Below are 16211 nucleotides of genomic sequence, written 5' to 3'. Positions count from 1 at the left end.
ATCCTCCTGCTTGTTAATCCCTGTGCCCGTTACCATTGCCATTGCCATGGCCTCGGCCCGGATTGTCATCATGCTTGTCGCGCTTGTCATCATGCTTGTCGCGCTTGCCTTCATGCTTGTCATAGTGCTTGTCATGCTTGTCATCATGACGGCCGCGGTCGCCGTAATCGGGACGGCCATGGTCGCCATGCTGCTGGCGGTAACGGGGCACATACTGGTTGTTATACCAACCATCTTGGACGAAATATACCTCTTGGTTACAGGCATTATACTTGCGGCAGTGCTTGGACCAGTTTTTGGCATGGCCGGGCGGCACGCGCAAATAGATGGGACGGGCCGAATAGTATTGCGGGCGCTGCACGATGACGGGCTGGGCGTAGATCAATTGCGGCGCGGGATAGTCGCCTATGTCGATGCGTCCGTAAAAGCCTGGCTGGCCGACGGTGACGGAAACTTGGGCGACGGCGGCGGTGCCTGCCGACAGCAGGACGGCGGCGAGAATGAGGGTTTTCATGAGGACACTCCTTTTATCAGTTATGCCGCAATTGTAGACCTTGTGCAAGCAACCGTTTGTTCGCAAGGACACATAAGGAATGCCGTCGCAATCTCACCACAGTTTGCCCAAAGGCACGACCAAGCCGCTGAACAGCGACCAGTCCGGCGACGACGCCGTCAAGCCGCGCGCCATGCCGATGTCGATGGCCAGCCGTGGCGTAGGACTGTAGGTGGCGGCCAGCAAGAGCTGCGCCGTGGCCGGTGCGCCGCGCAGCCGCGTGCCCGACACTTCCGCCGTGGCGCCCCAGCGGTCGCTGACGGGCGTGGAAAAGGAGGCCGCCCAGCCCGTTTGCACCCTGCCCGTGCCAGGGTCGGATGCGCCCAGGCGCGTGGCGTTCAGGTTGGCGTCCATGTGCACGGCCCCCAGGTCGCGGCTGAAAATGCCGTTCAGCGAGAGATCGCTCTTGCCGCTGCCGATGCTGTCCTTGGCCGTGGGCAACTTCCAGCCCAGTTCCAGGCCCAGGGCCGTGGCGCTGTCGAGCAAAAAGGCGCGCTTGAGCACGACGGTCGTGTCGCCCACGCCCGTTTCGCGCCGGCCCGTGTCATCGCGCGCGCGCACGAAGCCCTCGCCTTCGAGCAGCACGCCCCATTCGGGCGTGAACGCCAGCTTGAAGGTGTACGGCAGGCTGGCGCGGCGCGTGTCGTCCGTTTTGGACAACAGGCCGCCCGCCTCGAATTCCAGCTGGCCCGGGACGGGCAGCTGGGCGGGACTGGCCACCGATGGACGGTAAGGCAGGACGGGATCGCCCTCCTGCGCCTGCGCCAGGGGCGCCAGGGACAGCAGCAACAGGGAAAAACTGAAGGACGGCAGGAAGGAAGATGGCATGGAGGACCCGGAAGTGGCAAACGCGCAATAACCACAGCCTACCACCACCGCGCCGATTGCGCCCGATCCAGGCGCTGTCAGGCCAGGCGCCGCACGCCCTGGCTGGCGGACGGCACTGGCCGGCGCAGCGGCGTCACGTTGCTCGACGCCGGCACGGCGATGCGTTCGGCCTGGGCATGCAGGCGGAACACGCCCACCAGTTCCGTCAGGGTCTGCGCCTGGTCCTGCAGCGATTCGGCGGCCGCCGCGGCCTCTTCCACCAGGGCAGCATTCTGCTGCGTCACCTGATCCATCTGCAAGACGGCCTGGTTGACTTGCTCGATGCCGGCGCTCTGCTCCGCGCTGGCGGCCGTGATTTCCTGCATGATGTCGGCCACCTGGCGCACGCTGGCGACCACTTCGTCCATCGTCTTGCCCGCGTCATGCACGAGCTTGGCGCCCACTTCCACCTGCTCGACGGAGTCGCCGATCAGGGTCTTGATTTCCTTGGCGGCACTGGCTGAGCGCTGCGCCAGGTTGCGCACTTCGGCCGCCACGACGGCAAAACCGCGCCCTTCCTCGCCCGCCCTGGCCGCTTCCACGGCCGCGTTCAAGGCCAGGATGTTGGTCTGGAAGGCGATGCTGTCGATGACGCTGATGATGTCGACGATCTTGCGCGACGAGGCATTGATCGATTCCATGGTCTGCACCACCTGCCCCACCACGGCGCCGCCCTTGCCGGCCACGTCGGACGCGGCGCCGGCCAGCGCATTGGCCTGGCGCGCATTGTCCGCGTTTTGCCGCACGGCCGACGTCAGCTGCTCCATCGAGGACGCCGTTTCTTCCAGCGAACTGGCCTGCTCTTCCGTGCGCGACGACAGGTCGAGGTTGCCCTGGGCGATTTCGCTGGAAGCCGTATGGATGGTGTCCGTGCCCGAGCGCACCTGGCTGACGATGCCCACCAGCTTGTCGCGCATGGCTTTCATGGCAAACAGCAGGCTGGCATTGTCATGGCTGGCCGTACGGATATCGACGGTGAGATCGCCCTCGGCGATGGCGCCCGCGATCTTGACGGCATACGCCGGTTCGCCGCCGAGCTGGCGCGTCAGTCCGCGCGTGATCAGCGCGCCCAGCGCCAGGCCGGCGGCCACGCTGCCCAGCACGAGGGCGAGCATGAAGGTGCGGCTGGTCTGGTACACGTCCGACGCCTGCGCCGCGGCCGCCCTGGCCCGCTCTTCTTTCTGCGAGGATAATTTATCGAGCACGCTGTCGAGTTCATCCGCATGCAGCCGCGTCTTGTCGAGCAACTGCGTCAGGTTCGCGCTGCGCTGCGCCAGCGGTTCGGCCGCCGCCAGGGCCAGCGCCTGTTGCATGGTGGCGATGTATTCCGCTTCGACGGCCGCGAAGCGGGCAAACAGTTCCTTGGCGGCCGGCGAGACGAACAGCGGTTCGGCCTTGGCCAGATAGCTTTTATTGTGTTCGAGGAATTTGGTGATATCGGCCTGGCGCCGGCTGCGCTCTTCCGCCGTGGTTGCCAGCAGGAAATTGCTGCGCGCGCGGCCCACCTTGATCAGGGCGATATTGGCTTCCTTGATGTACGACAGGCCCAGCAATTCATTGTTGTACATCCTGCCAGCCATGGTGTCGATCTTGCCCATGTTGAAAATACCGATGCCGGCCACGATGGCGCCCAGCAGCGCGACGCAAAAGAAGGCCGCGAGCAGGCGCGTCCCCACTTTCATTTTCTTCAACATGTTTCCTCCCAGACAAGACGGTAGCCAATAATTTAAGCCATGACTTGAATATAAGGAAAAAACTGCCACTAAAATGCTCGGATTGTCACTAACCAACAATTCCTTGATTTATAGCAACATGCAAAACGGCTTGCCATGCTAGGCAAGCCGCCGTGTTTATCCGCGTCAGCAGAGCATGTTAATGCCCGCCGTGCGCTGCCGGCTTGCGCACCGTCATCTCGACGCCACCTTTCGCCGTTTTAACCGTCCCCTGGCCGCGCACCGGTTCCGGCAAGGCGCCCGTCCATTCGTACGCCACGCTGCCGGCCGGGTGCTTGTACCAGCCCGGGTCGCGGTAATCGCCCGGTTTCTGATCCTTGCGCACCTTCACCGTGGTGAACATGCCGCCCATGCCGATGGCGCCGAAGGGACCGTCGCCCGCCATCATCGGCAAGGTATTGTCGGGGATCGGCATCTGCATCTCGCCCATGTCCGCCATGCCCCGCTCGCCCATCACCATGTAGCCGGGCACGAGCTGGTTGATCTTCGCCGCCACGCCCTGGTGGTCGACGCCGATCATGGTGGGCACGTCATGCCCCATGGCATTCATCGTGTGGTGCGACTTGTGGCAGTGGAAAGCCCAGTCGCCCAGGTCGGTAGCCGTGAACTCGACGGCGCGCATCTGGCCCACGGCGATATCGGTCGTCACTTCGGGCCAGCGCGATTCGGGGCGCGTCCAGCCGCCATCGGTGCCCGTCACCTCGAATTCATGGCCGTGCATGTGGATCGGGTGGTTGGTCATGGTCAGGTTGCCCACGCGCACGCGCACCTTGTCGCCCTGGCGCACGACCATGGGGTCGATGCCGGGGAAGACGCGGCTGTTGAAGGTGAACAAATTAAAATCCGTCATGGTCATGATCTTCGGCGTGTAGCTGCCCGGGTCGATGTCGTAGTTGCTGAGCAAGAAGACGAAATCGCGGTCCACCTTCATGAAGTTCGGGTCTTTCGGGTGCGTGACCCAGAAACCCATCATGCCCATGGCCATCTGCGTCATTTCATCCGCATGCGGGTGGTACATGAAGGTGCCGGGCCGCTTGGCGACGAATTCATACACGAAAGTCTTGCCAGGAGGAATGCCCGGCTGGGTCAGGCCCGTGACGCCATCCATGCCGTTGGGCAAGCGCTGGCCATGCCAGTGCACGCTCGTGTGTTCCGGCAACTTGTTGGTGACGAAGATGCGCACCCTGTCGCCCTCCACCACTTCGATGGTGGGACCGGGCGACTGGCCGTTGTAGCCCCACAGGTTGGCCATCATGCCCGGTGCCAATTCGCGCACGACGGGTTCGGCCACCAGGTGGAATTCCTTGACGTTGTTGTTCATGCGCCAGGGCAAGGACCAGCCATTCAGGGTGACGACGGGGTTATACGGACGCCCGTTCGGCGGCGGTGGCGGCGCTTTCGTGTCCGCGCCGGCCATGCTGACGGCTTCCGGCAGGGACGCCGCACCGACGCGGCTCACCGCTGCCGCACTCAGGGCGACGGCACCCGCATTCATGAAAAAATTTCTACGTGTAATCATCATTATTCCTTGTTGGCTGGGCCGCTGCCATTGATGGCGCCTTGCAGTTCAGTTTGCGCGATCCAGAAATCGCGCTGGGTCTCGATCGCGCTGTTCACGCTGGCGACTTGCTCGCGTGCATCGGCCAGCAGTTCGAACACGCTGGCCAGCATGCCGTTGTAGCGCAGCAATACTTCATGCGAGATCGTCTTGCGCAGCGGCACGACTTCATCGCGGTAGTGACGCGCCAGGTCGTAGGCCGTGCGGTAGCTCGAATACGCTTCGCGCACTTCGGAGCGGGCCCGCACCGCCGTGCCCGCCGTGCGCTGCAGCGACTGCTCGTACAAGGCTTGCGCCCTGGCGTTGCGCGCCGTGCCCCAGTCGAACAGGGGCAGTTCCAGCGAGACTTCATAGCCGTTTTCGCGCGGCGCCTCGCTGCTGCTCTTGTTCGCGTAGCCCACGTCGAGCACATTGACGAAACCCGTCACCTTGGCCAGGCCCAGCGCGTCGGCCGTCGCATGGGCGTCGAGTTTCGCTCTTTGCACGTCGAGGCGCTGCTCCATCGCCTGCGCCTCGATATTGCCCGCCTCCGCCGGCTGGGCCGGCAAGTCGGGCAGGCGCGACGGCAAAGTAAAGCTGGTCTGCTTGCCCCACAGGCCCAGCAAGCGCGTCAGGCGTTCGCGGGTGGCCGTAGCCTGGTGGCGCGCGCGGGCCAGGTCGCCGACGGCATCCGCATAAAACACTTGCTGGCGCGCCTGGTCGAGGCGGCTCCAGTTGCCCGCCTGCTGCAAACGCGTACCCAATTCGGCGCCCGCCTCGGCCGACAGCAGCGCCCGCTGCATGAACGCTTCCGTCTGCACGGCGGCCACGGCATTGAAATAGGCGCGGCGCGTCTCAAGCGCCAGCTGCACGGCGCTGCTGGCCGCCTGCAGCTTGGCTTGCTCGAAACGGCCCCGCTCGATGTTCACGCGCATCGGCATGGTCAAGAGGCCCGCCAGGTCGAAGCTGACGCCCCGGTCGATTTCATTGCCATGGCTGCCGTGCGAGCGGCCGAACGACAGGCCCGGGTTGCGCAAGCGCCCCGCCTGCACCAGGTCCGCCTCGGACGCGCCCAGTTCGGCCAGCGCCACCTTCATGCCGTGGTTGTTCATCAGGGCGATGCGCACGGCGCTGTCGGCGTCCAGCGGCTGGGCCAGCAGCGACGCCAGTTTTTCTTCGCCACCGTTGTCCGTCAATGCCGCCGGGGCGCCCGTGCGGGCGTCGGCCAGCGCGGACACGGCCTGCATGCCGCCATCGGGGCTGAAGCTGGCGCAGCCAGTGAGCAGCAAGGTGGCCGCCAGGGCCAGCGGCGTGAGGCAAGTTGATTTGGTGAAACGTGCCATGTCAGTGTCCTTCATGCTGGTGTGGCGGGGCCGGCTGGGCATCGGGCTTGGGACCGGGCTTATCCATCGGCATGGTGTGGCCCTTCATGGCATGGCCTCCCATCTTGTAGCCGTCCATCTTCATCATGCCCATGTGGCCGCCGGCCTTGCCGACTTTCTCGTTGACGGCGCGCCAGGTCTGGTCGGGCGTGGCGTCCTCCTCGGCGGCGGGACGGTAGCCGGCAAAGGCGGAACGGTAGGCGGTGGCCGGCACGGAGGCTTGCGCCTCTTGCGGGGCCGATGGGACTGGCGTGGATGCGGCCGGGCCGGCGGCGCTGGCGGCCAGCGGCAGCACAGCCAGCGCGAGGCTGAACAGGTGTTTCATGGTGTTTCCTTGATTGACAGGATATGGCGCGGCGGGCGCGCGACTGGAACGCTGGCGCGGCCGGTGCAAGGTGCACGATACAAGCTGCAGGGACGTGCGACGGCGGCACCGCCAGGTTCAACGGGCGGTCAGGCGGAGCGCGTGCTTCTCGGGGGACGTTCGGGACCAGGCGGGATATGCCCGGCGAACAGGGAATCGGGCGCCAGCGCCGGGGGCGGCGCGCGCAGGGTCAGGGCATGCAAGGCAGGCATGCCCGGCGGCGCCGTGGCGCCCACCGTGCAGGCGCCGTGGTTGCTGCAATCGTGGCCATGGTGCGTGGCGCCGCCATCGTCCATGGCCATGTGCAGCGACTGGTCCTGCATGTGGGACATGCCGGCCATGTCGCCCATGTCGTGGCACTGGGGCGCCTGCATCGCCTCGGCGGCGACCGTGACCGCTGCCGCCCGCTCGTCCACGCAGCAGCTGCGCATGGCCGACGCAAAGCCCTGCAAGGGCAGCGTGACGGCAAGCAGCCAGAGCAGCGAGCGGGCGAGAAAGCGGAAAAAGGCACGGTTCATGGCACGACTATAAACCTTCCCACATGAGGAAGGTCAAGTGCCTATTTGATCTCGCCGGCCGTGCGCCAGCCAGATGATGTAGACACCGTAGTAGCCCTGCCCTTCCAGGATGACCTGGCCATCGGCAAAATAGATTTTCTCTACTTGATTGACGGTAAAATACGCGCGGCCATCGGCCGCCTCCACGTCGCCCAAGCAACGGGCGCGGGGCCGGCAGTAGCCGCTGGCGCGCCCGATGGCCCACATCAGGTCGCCGATCATGAAGTCGTCAATCATGTCGGCCAGCAGCGGCCGGTGACCCGCCAGCATGGCCGTGATGTCGGGGTAGCCGGCCTGCATCAGCTCGGGCAAGTCGCTTTCCTCGTACTGCAGGTCGTCTTCGCGGCAATCCTGCACGAAACTGTTGAACGGTTCGTCGAGCAGTCCCGCCAGCGCCGCTTCCGGCACGCTCAGGCGGAACGGGTGCAGCGGCAGCACGCTGTGCTGGCCGTAATTGAGTTCGCGGCAGTCGAGAAAGGCCGGCGGGTGGGTCTGGCCATCGACTTCGCAGCGGATGCCAGGCTCTTGCTCAAACGTCATCAATATTCACCGTTGCCATGCACTTTGTCCCCCCGTTGTACACCATCAGGACCCTATGGTAAGCGCTGGCGGGCAAACGGGACAGGCTCAGATGCAACAGAAAACAGGGGATCAGTTTATGCCGCAAGCTACGCCCGTCAGGCGGGTTCCGTGATACCCACGCAATTGCGCCCGTTTTCCTTGGCCACATACAGGGCCGCGTCGGCGGCCAGCAGCACGGCGTCCGTGCCGCGCTCCCCGTGCGACGACGAGACCACGCCCAGCGAGACCGTGATGGCGCCCGCGCCGGGAATCACGGCGGCGGCCACCTTGGCGCGCAGGCGCTCGGCCACCTGCATGGCCACGTCCAGGTCGGCATCGGGCAGCAGCATGATGAATTCGTCGCCGCCATTGCGGCACAGCACGTCGGCATCGCGCGAGCAGGCGCGCATCAGCTGCGCCAGGCGCAGGATGACGTCATCGCCCACGGCATGCCCCCATTTATCGTTGACTTGCTTGAAATGGTCGATGTCGATGGCGATGACGGAAAACGGCCGCGCCTGCGCCTGCCAGGCGTCCAGCGCCGCCGCCATGCCGCGCCGGTTCGACAGGCCCGTCAGCGGGTCCGTCTCCACATCCGTCTTCAGCTTGCCGATCTTGTTCTGCAACAACGCCAGTCCCTTCAACAGGGCTTTCTTGATCTGCGCCGCTTCCACATACCACGAGCGGATGGCGGCGATGTGCTCGGCCGTGCCGGGCGCGTCCATGCGCCGCGCGCCTTCGGCCAGCTGCACCAGGGGCCGGGAAATCAGGCTGGCCAGCCACCAGATGAATGGCAGGCTCAGCAAGGCGATCGGCAGGGAATGCCATACCGTGTCGGCCATCAGCTGCTTCAGCGGCGCCAGCGTCATGGCCGTGGGACGCTGCGCCACGATGCCCCAGCCCGTCGACGGCATGGTGGCGTAGCCGGCCAGCATGTCCACGCCCAGGCTGTTGTCCATGCGCCGGTTGCCACCGCCCCGCTGCGCGATGATGGCGTCGATCACCTCATTGCGGCCGGCCACGTCGCCCAAGCGCTCGGGGTCCGGGTGGTACAGCAGGCGCCGGTTCTGGTCGACCACGTACAGATACGAGCCGTCGCGGTAATAATGCTGGCCCAGCATGGTGTACAGGATATTTTTCTGTTTCAGGTAGATGCTGCCGCCCACATAGCCGAGGTAGCGGCCATCCTTGCCAACGATGGGATGCGAAACGAACACCACCAGGTTGCCCGCCGAGGACATATACGGCTGCGTCACCAGCGGGCGCCGTTCGCGCAGCGCCTGCGCGGCGCCGGCCGAATCGAGCGTGCGGTTTTTCAGTGCCAGGGTTTCCGGCGACACGCCCAGCACCTTGCCTTGGGCATCGACGATGAGCACGGAATTGAAGCTGTTCGTTTGCAGGCGCAGGCGCTGCGCCTCGTCCGTCAGCCATTGCTCGTCGCCCATGCGCGACGGCAGGCTGCCGGCGCTGTAGGCCAGCTGCTGGCGCGCCGACTGCAGGAAGTCCTCGGCCGTGCTGGCCAGCTTGCTCGCGTAGGCGTGGTTCGCTTCCAGCGTGGTATCGATCAGCAGCTGGCGCTGCACGCTGTAGCTGGCATAGAAGGTATTGGCCAGCGACACCAAGGCGCTGGCGAAGGCCACAAGCACGATCAAACGGCGCAAATTCATGCGCAGAACAGGTTTAGTCCACATGGAGTCGGCAAGAAATTGGAAAGTATTGCGCTACAGAAAGAGCGCATTATACCGAGACACCCGTGCCAATATTGAAATATTGGCATCCATGGTCAAAGAAACGGTACAAGCGGCAACGCGGGGCGCTGCCGCCTTGATTTGCATCAAGCGTGGAATCAAGCGTGGATGGCGTGCTTGCGGACCCAGTCCACGTAGCGCTGCATCCAACCCTGGAAGAAACCCAGGCTGGCCGGGCCGATGCCGCCGTGCTCGTCGAACAGGCCGTCCTTGGCCTGGATAAACATTTCAGGCTGCCCCAGCAGCGGCACGTCCAGGTAAGCGAGCACATTGCGCAAATGCTGCTGCGCCAGGGCCGTGCCCGTGGCACCGACGGACACGCCCAGCACGGCGCCCGGCTTGCCACCCCACACGCTCTGGCCATACGGACGCGAGCCGTGGTCGAGGGCGTTTTTCAGCACGCCGGGGATGGAGCGGTTGTATTCGGGGGTGAGGAAGAGCAAGGCTTGCGACGCGGAAATCTCCGATTTGAGGCGCAGCACCTGCTCGGCCTGCGCGCCATCGTCATCCTGGTTGTACAACGGCAAGTCGCCGATTTCGATGTGCTTGAAGGAAAACTCGGGCGGCGCCAGCTTGACGATGGCGTCGGACAGCTTACGGTTGAAGGAATCCTTGCGCAGGCTGCCGACGATGATAGCAACGTTATATTGACTCATAGAAATCCCCGATGATGGTTAATAGAAAGCCCCGGAGTGGAGTTCACACCGGGGCCTATCTTGCCACACAATCATCGGCTTGGCGCGCTAGCGTGCAGACTGCGCCAGGCCTTGATATTCGCGGTAATAACGCCCGCCCAGGTTCGTCAGCACCTCATAGCCGATGGTATTGGCCATGGCCGCCACGGCGTCGACCGGATGTTCGGCGCAGATCAGGTCGACCAGGCTGCCCGGCGCGACGCGCTCCTGGTCGATGGCGCTCACGTCCAGGGTGATGGAATCCATCGAGATGGCGCCGATCTGCGGCACTTTCACGCCATCGACGATGGCCAGGCCCTGGTTGCTCATGCTGCGCAGCCAGCCATCGGCATAGCCGACGGAAACCGTGGCCACCTGGCGCGGCTCGCTGGCCGTGTAGCGGCGGCTGTAGCCCACGTGGTCGCCGGCGGCGATCGTGCGGGTCTGCATGACCTTGCCTTGCAGCCGCACCACGGAGCGCAGCGGATTCGGTTCGCCGCCCTGCGGCCCGATGCCGTACAGGGCCGCGCCCGGGCGCACCAGGTCGAAGTGGTAATCGGGCGACAAAAAGATGCCCGAGGAATTGGCCAGGCTGGCGCGGTATTGCGGCAAACGGGCGCGGATGGCGATGAAACGGGCCAGCTGCTCGCCATTCATCGGGTTGGCGCGCTCGTCGGCGCAAGCCAGGTGGCTCATGATGTAGCGCACCTTGATGCCATCGAGAAAGTGCGGGTCCAGCAGCCAGGCGTCGATTTCCTGCGGCGACAGGCCCATGCGCGACATGCCCGTGTCCACCTGCACGACGGCGTCCAGGGCGGTGCCCAGCGCCTTCGCATGCTGGCGCCAGCCCGCCACCTGCGGCTCGCTGTTGAGCACGGGAATCAAGCCGTGGGCCGTGAATTCGCCTTCCGTGCCGACGGGCGGGCCGTGCAGCACGAAGATGGCCGCGTCGGGCGCCACGTGCGGACGCAGGCTGATGCCCTCTTCCAGGTGGGCCACGAAGAAATGGCGGCACCCTTCTTCATACAGGGCCGCGCCCACTTGCGCGGCACCCAGGCCATACGCATCGGACTTCACGACGGCCGAGCAGGCGGCCGGGTGCGCCTTGTCGCGCAGCAAGCGGTAGTTGGCGCGCACGGCATCGAGGTCCACCGTCAGGATGGCGCCGCTACGCTCTTTCGCAGGCATGCTGGCCCCCATCTCAAGCCACCGCGTGTTGCAGTTTGCCATTGGCCTGCGCGCCGCTGTAGCGGCTGACGGACAGGTCGTCGGCCAGGATGGCCGGCTTTTTCGACGACATCAGGTCGGCCAGCAATTGCGCCGAACCGCAGGACATGGTCCAGCCCAGGGTGCCGTGGCCCGTGTTGAGGAACAGGTTGCGCAGCGGCGTGCGGCCGACGATCGGCGTGCCGTCCGGCGTCATCGGGCGCAAGCCCGTCCAGAACGTGGCCTCAGCCGTGTTGCCGCCGCCGGGGAACAGGTCGTTGACGACCATTTCCAGCGTTTCGCGGCGGCGCGGGTTCAGGTTCAGGTTGTAGCCGGCGATTTCCGCCATGCCGCCCACGCGGATGCGGTCGTCGAAACGGGTCACGGCGATCTTGTAGGTTTCATCGAGGATGGTCGACACGGGCGCCTTGGCCGCATTGACGATGGGCACGGTGATCGAATAGCCCTTCAGCGGATACACGGGAATGTCGAGCAGCGGCTTCATGAAGCCCGTCGAGTAGGAACCGAGCGCCACGACATAGGAATCGGCCTTGACGATTTCCGCGCCGCATTGCACGCCAGCAATTTCATCGCCCTGCGTCAGCAATGCATCGATCGAGACGCCGTAGCGGAACTTCACGCCCAGGGCCTCGGCCATTTCGGACAGGCGCGTGGTAAACAGCTGGCAATCGCCCGTTTCATCGTTGGGCAGGCGCAAGCCGCCGAACAGCTTATCCTTGACGGCTTCGAGGGCCGGCTCGGCGCGCGACAACTCGTTGCGCTGCAGCACTTCGTACGGCACGCCCGCGTCTTTCAACACTTCGATATCCTTGGCGGCATCGTTGTATTGCTTTTCGGTGCGGAACAATTGCATCGTGCCTTGCTGGCGGCCTTCATACGTGATGCCGGCCTCGGCGCGCAGCACCTTGAAGCAGTCGCGGCTGTATTCCGCCAGGCGCACCATGCGTTCCTTGTTCACGGCATACGCTTCCGGTGTGCAATTACGCAACATCTGCCACATCCATTTCAGCTGGGCGGCGCTGCCGTCGAGCGAGATGGCCAGCGGTGCGTGGCGCTGCATCATCCACTTCACGGCTTTCAGGGGAATGCCGGGCGCGGCCCATGGCGAAGCGTAGCCGGGCGAGATTTGCCCCGCATTCGCGAAGCTGGTTTCCAGTGCCGGGCCCGGCTGGCGGTCGATGACGGTCACTTCATGTCCTGCCTTGGCCAGATAGTAAGCACTGGTGACGCCGATGACGCCGCTACCCAGAATCACGATACGCATAGTTTCCTCATTATATTTTTTAGGCTGACGCCAGATTAACCGCTATCATATTGGGAAAGAGCCAGTATTTGTTCACGTATAAATCGAGATATTCAGCAATAAATCATGAGAATCCTTAAAGAATCGGCACGTGGCCTCGACAAGCTGGACCGCCACATCCTGCGCATCCTGCAGCAGGATGGCCGCATCTCGATGAAAGACCTGGGTGAACAGGTGGGGCTGTCGATCACGCCCTGCATCGAGCGGGTCAAGCGCATGGAGCGCGACGGCGTCATCACGGGCTATCACGCCAAGGTGAACCCAGCCGCGCTGGGCGCCAAGCTGCTCGTCTTTGTAGAGATTACTCTCAATCAAAAGTCGGCGTCCGCCTTCGAGCAATTCCGCCGCGAAGTACTGCAGATTCCCGAGGTGCAGGAATGCCACCTGGTATCGGGCGACTTCGATTACCTGATCAAGGCGCGCATCCATGAAATGGCCGAATACCGCAAGCTGCTGGGCGACATGCTGCTGCAGCTGCCGGGTGCCGCGCAGTCGAAAAGCTATGTGGTGATGGAAGAAATCAAGGAAACCCTGGCGCTCTCGACCGACGTGCTGCAGAGCCGGTAAAAGTACCGCCAGCCAGCACCACCGGCATCATTTTTTGCGCCTTTGTATAATCTTGTAGCACATTCGTGGCGACGCAAGCACACTCCCGGCATGACATCACGCCCGTCCCCTCTGAGATTGGAAGCAGTGATGCACACTGGGAGTCCATATGAACACATTGATAAAACTGGCAGCTTCCTGCCTCGCGGGCCTGGCCGTGGCCATGTGCACCGCCAGTGAATACAAGGTCAACCGCGCGCCCGACAACGGCGCCATCTATCAGAACATCAAGGTGGGCAAGACCACCCGCCTCGACCTCGACGCGGCCCTGGGCAATGCCACCGTCGTCAGCTTCGATCCCGGCTACGAAGTCTGGGTCTACAAGAACCAGCTGCAAGCGCCCAAGGTGACGCGGCTGATCCCCCTGCTGGGCGAAAAAGGCACGCGCGAAGTGGCCGTCATGTTCGACCAGGCGGGTGTCGTGAAGAAATTCCGCATCCACGAGCCGCGCAAGTAGGCGCACAGTGAACGGGCGCCGCCTGCCACGCTGGCTGGCTATACTGACTGCTGGCTACCGCCGCCCACCGCTCACCTACCCAGCAAGGAGTTCCCATGCGCCTGCCCCTGATCGCTCCGCAAGACCTGACGCCCGAACAGCAGCCGCTGTATGACGATATGCGCAAAGGCATCACCAGCAATTTCAACGATTTCATCGCCGTGCGCGAAGACGGCGCCCTGATGGGGCCATGGAATCCGTGGCTGCACGAACCGGCCATCGGCAAGGCCATCTGGGACCTGACGCTGGCCATGACGGCCAACGCAACGCTGCCCGACAACGTGCGCCAGATTGCCATCCTGGTGGTCGGCGCGCGCTACAACGCCGCCTATGAAATCTACGCCCACATCGCCGTCGCGGAGCGCGAAGGCATGTCAGCCGAGCGCCTGGCCACGCTGGTGGCCGACGTCAAGCCCGTCGACCTCGACAAGCATGAGAGCATCGCCTACGACCTGGCCTACGCGCTCAGCGGCGGCGGCACGCTGCCGGAGCCCTTGTACCGGCTGGCGCTGGCCACCTTTGGCCAGCACGGCACCAACGAGCTGATCTACCTGGTGGGCCTGTACGCGCTGGTCTCGACCACCTTGAACGGCTTCAACGTGCCGGTGCCAGAACGCGACTGAAGGGCCTTGCCCCTGCCCAGGTGCCGTGACAGGGAACGCCGGTGGACGCGCTCTTGCTCTACACTGGCGTTTTATCCTCTGCAACCTCCATGCAACCACCTGCAAACCTCGCCCGCATCTCGGTCGAACAAGACTGGCAACACACGACAGCATATCCACCGCTCGGCTTCACCCCGTTCGCCGAAGGCGCGCTGGGCAATGGCGACACGTTCGGCCTGTACTGGCCCATCGGGCGCGAAGCGGCGGAACCGATCGTCGTCGAAACCTGGCACGACGAGTGGCGCCTGCAGCCGCACTTTTCCAGCCTGGCGGCGTTTCTGTCAGCCTACGCAACGGCGGAAGACGAGTACGTCGCCACGCCGTCGCTGGCCGAGGACCCCGCCTCGCCGCGCGCTGCGTTCCTGGAGGCCAAGGAATTGATTGCGCAGCGCAAGCCGGACGCCGCCATCGCGCTGCTGGAAGCGGCGCTGGCCATCGTGCCCGAATACACGGACGCTCTGACCTTGCTGCATGGCCAGTATGTGCGCGCGGGCAGAATCGATGACGCCGTCAAGGTGGCCATCCAGGCCATCATCTCTCCACCGTCGTTTGGCGGCCCGCCATTGAAGGCTTTGCAATGGCTGCGCACGCAGCCGGTGCCGGACGGAGAACCAGACCCCATCTGGCGCGCCTGCGGGCAATTGTCGTTCAACTTTGGCGGCAGCAAGGAAAATGCCGACTACCCCGTGCTGCTGGCCGCCATCGACACCTATCTGGAACAAGGCAAGCATCTTTCCGCCTCGACCCTGATGCAGACGTATGCCGAACTGATGAGCGCGGAAACCGTCTCGTTCCAGGAACGCTACGCCTTCGCGCCGGCCGCCTTCATCGCACGGCAAATCGCCGTCAGCGCGCAGCTGGCCAACGGCAGCCGGGACACATCAACGCTATGGCTGCCCGACCTGGCCTGATTGCTGCCGGAACAGCTTGCGGTACGCCGACGGCGACGTCTGCAAGCTGGCCCGGAAATGCTGGCGCAGCGACAGGGCCGTGCCGAAGCCGGCTTCTTGCGCCACGACATCGATCGAGGCCGCGCTTTTTTCCAGCAGGCTCTGCGCATGCGCCAGACGCTGGTTCAGCAGCCACTGCTTGAACGACGTGCCCGTCGCCTGGCGGAAGTGGCGCGTGAAATTGCGCCGGCTCATGGCGGCCCGTTCGGCCAGCGCATCGATGCTGTGCGCCTGGCCCAGGTTGGCCGTTACGCAGGCGAGCACCTCGGCAAAGCGCCCTTCGCTGCCGGACACGGGCAGCGGGCGCGCGATGAACTGCGCCTGTCCGCCCTGGCGGTGCGGCGCCACCAGCAACCGGCGCGCCACCCGGTTGGCCACCTCGGCGCCCGCCAGCTGGCGCAGCAGATACAGGCAGCAATCGAGGCCGGCCGCCACGCCGGCCGACGTCAGCACGGCGCCATCGTCCACGTACAGCACTTCCCGGTCCACTCTGACCTTGGGATAGCGGGCCGCCAGCCGGTCCGCCATGCCCCAGTGCGTGGCGGCGCTCTTGCCATCCAACAAGCCTGCCTGCGCCAGGGGAAACGCGCCCAGGCACAGGCCCACCATGCGCGCGCCGCGCCCGCTGGCCGCCTGCAGCGCGTCGACCAGCGATGGCGCCGCGTCGCGGCAATCGTCGTGCCAGGCCGGCATGATGACGATATCGGCGCCGTCCAGTCCTTCCAGGCCGAACTCGGGCGTGATGCCGAAGCCGGCCGCCGTGCGCAAGGGCAGCGGGTCGGCGGCGCACACGCGCACGTGGAAAGGCGGCAGGTCGGCCTCGTCCGTCTGGGCGCCAAACACGAGGCAAGGCACGGACAAGTGGAATGGCGTCATGCCGTCGAAGGCGATCACGGCCACGCTCAAGGGGGAAGAAGAAGAAATCGTAGGCATGGCCCGATTTTATCGCAGATAGGCCTTCGGGCCACTTTTTGTTTATGCCGTGCGGCTT

Annotated in this window: 17 protein-coding genes; 4 read left to right on the top strand and 13 right to left on the bottom strand. The window is 64.6% G+C overall.

Going from position 1 to position 16211, the window contains the following annotated elements; all coding sequences use genetic code 11:
• Window positions 1-13: 13 nt before the first annotated feature.
• From ACQ4WQ_RS05475 to ACQ4WQ_RS05420, 12 genes are all read right to left on the bottom strand, one after another.
• The gene (locus ACQ4WQ_RS05475; protein ID WP_436495206.1) at window positions 14-514 is read right to left on the bottom strand and encodes a hypothetical protein; all 501 of its coding nucleotides are present in this window, start codon (window positions 512-514) and stop codon (window positions 14-16) included.
• Between the two features lie 93 nt (window positions 515-607).
• The gene (locus ACQ4WQ_RS05470; protein WP_436495204.1) at window positions 608-1381 is read right to left on the bottom strand and encodes a transporter; all 774 of its coding nucleotides are present in this window, start codon (window positions 1379-1381) and stop codon (window positions 608-610) included.
• Window positions 1382-1458: 77 nt separating this feature from the next.
• On the bottom strand, window positions 1459-3114 hold the full coding sequence (locus tag ACQ4WQ_RS05465) for a methyl-accepting chemotaxis protein (protein WP_436495202.1): 1656 nt from the start codon (window positions 3112-3114) through the stop codon (window positions 1459-1461).
• A gap of 178 nt (window positions 3115-3292) precedes the next feature.
• Window positions 3293-4672 carry a multicopper oxidase family protein gene (locus ACQ4WQ_RS05460; protein ID WP_326458101.1) on the bottom strand — a complete coding sequence of 460 codons (1380 nt, stop codon included), beginning with the start codon at window positions 4670-4672 and terminating at the stop codon, window positions 3293-3295.
• Between the two features lie 2 nt (window positions 4673-4674).
• Window positions 4675-6033 (bottom strand): TolC family protein, encoded by a 1359-nt coding sequence (locus ACQ4WQ_RS05455; protein ID WP_436495200.1) that lies wholly within the window; start codon window positions 6031-6033, stop codon window positions 4675-4677.
• A gap of 1 nt (window position 6034) precedes the next feature.
• Window positions 6035-6397, bottom strand: a complete 363-nt coding sequence (locus tag ACQ4WQ_RS05450) for a hypothetical protein (protein ID WP_436495198.1) — start codon at window positions 6395-6397, stop codon at window positions 6035-6037.
• 128 nt (window positions 6398-6525) lie between these two features.
• Window positions 6526-6954, bottom strand: a complete 429-nt coding sequence (locus tag ACQ4WQ_RS05445) for a hypothetical protein (protein ID WP_436495196.1) — start codon at window positions 6952-6954, stop codon at window positions 6526-6528.
• A 33-nt stretch (window positions 6955-6987) separates the two neighbouring features.
• Window positions 6988-7533, bottom strand: a complete 546-nt coding sequence (locus ACQ4WQ_RS05440) for a hypothetical protein (RefSeq protein WP_436495194.1) — start codon at window positions 7531-7533, stop codon at window positions 6988-6990.
• Window positions 7534-7670: 137 nt separating this feature from the next.
• Window positions 7671-9245 (bottom strand): sensor domain-containing diguanylate cyclase, encoded by a 1575-nt coding sequence (locus ACQ4WQ_RS05435; protein WP_436495192.1) that lies wholly within the window; start codon window positions 9243-9245, stop codon window positions 7671-7673.
• 155 nt (window positions 9246-9400) lie between these two features.
• Window positions 9401-9958, bottom strand: a complete 558-nt coding sequence (locus ACQ4WQ_RS05430) for an NADPH-dependent FMN reductase (protein ID WP_436495190.1) — start codon at window positions 9956-9958, stop codon at window positions 9401-9403.
• Window positions 9959-10045: 87 nt separating this feature from the next.
• Window positions 10046-11164: an alanine racemase gene (gene alr, locus ACQ4WQ_RS05425; RefSeq protein WP_436495188.1), complete on the bottom strand. Its 1119-nt coding sequence runs from the start codon at window positions 11162-11164 to the stop codon at window positions 10046-10048.
• A gap of 13 nt (window positions 11165-11177) precedes the next feature.
• Window positions 11178-12467 carry a D-amino acid dehydrogenase gene (locus tag ACQ4WQ_RS05420; protein WP_326458109.1) on the bottom strand — a complete coding sequence of 430 codons (1290 nt, stop codon included), beginning with the start codon at window positions 12465-12467 and terminating at the stop codon, window positions 11178-11180.
• 105 nt (window positions 12468-12572) lie between these two features.
• On the opposite strand from ACQ4WQ_RS05420, the gene ACQ4WQ_RS05415 reads away from it, so the two are divergent.
• The 4 genes from ACQ4WQ_RS05415 to ACQ4WQ_RS05400 all read left to right on the top strand — a co-directional run bounded on the left by ACQ4WQ_RS05415 (window position 12573) and on the right by ACQ4WQ_RS05400 (window position 15181).
• Entirely contained in the window at window positions 12573-13073 is a 501-nt protein-coding gene (locus ACQ4WQ_RS05415; RefSeq protein WP_034754979.1) for an Lrp/AsnC ligand binding domain-containing protein, read from the top strand.
• Window positions 13074-13221: 148 nt separating this feature from the next.
• Window positions 13222-13569: a hypothetical protein gene (locus tag ACQ4WQ_RS05410; protein WP_070222194.1), complete on the top strand. Its 348-nt coding sequence runs from the start codon at window positions 13222-13224 to the stop codon at window positions 13567-13569.
• A 95-nt stretch (window positions 13570-13664) separates the two neighbouring features.
• Complete coding sequence (locus ACQ4WQ_RS05405) at window positions 13665-14231, top strand: carboxymuconolactone decarboxylase family protein (protein ID WP_436495186.1); 567 nt, start codon at window positions 13665-13667, stop codon at window positions 14229-14231.
• Between the two features lie 89 nt (window positions 14232-14320).
• Window positions 14321-15181 (top strand): tetratricopeptide repeat protein, encoded by an 861-nt coding sequence (locus ACQ4WQ_RS05400; protein WP_436495184.1) that lies wholly within the window; start codon window positions 14321-14323, stop codon window positions 15179-15181.
• Here the strand turns inward: ACQ4WQ_RS05400 and ACQ4WQ_RS05395 are convergent.
• Window positions 15158-16126, bottom strand: coding sequence for a GlxA family transcriptional regulator (locus ACQ4WQ_RS05395; protein ID WP_436495963.1), 969 nt, complete (start codon window positions 16124-16126; stop codon window positions 15158-15160). The two genes, ACQ4WQ_RS05400 and ACQ4WQ_RS05395, sit on opposite strands and share 24 nt — an antisense overlap.
• Between the last annotated feature and the right edge of the window lie 85 nt (window positions 16127-16211).

The organism is Janthinobacterium goodfellowi (assembly GCF_051380695.1).
GTDB lineage: Bacteria > Pseudomonadota > Gammaproteobacteria > Burkholderiales > Burkholderiaceae_D > Janthinobacterium.
The sequence above is the reverse complement of the archived record's forward strand: the minus strand, read 5'-3'. Positions and strand labels throughout refer to the sequence as shown.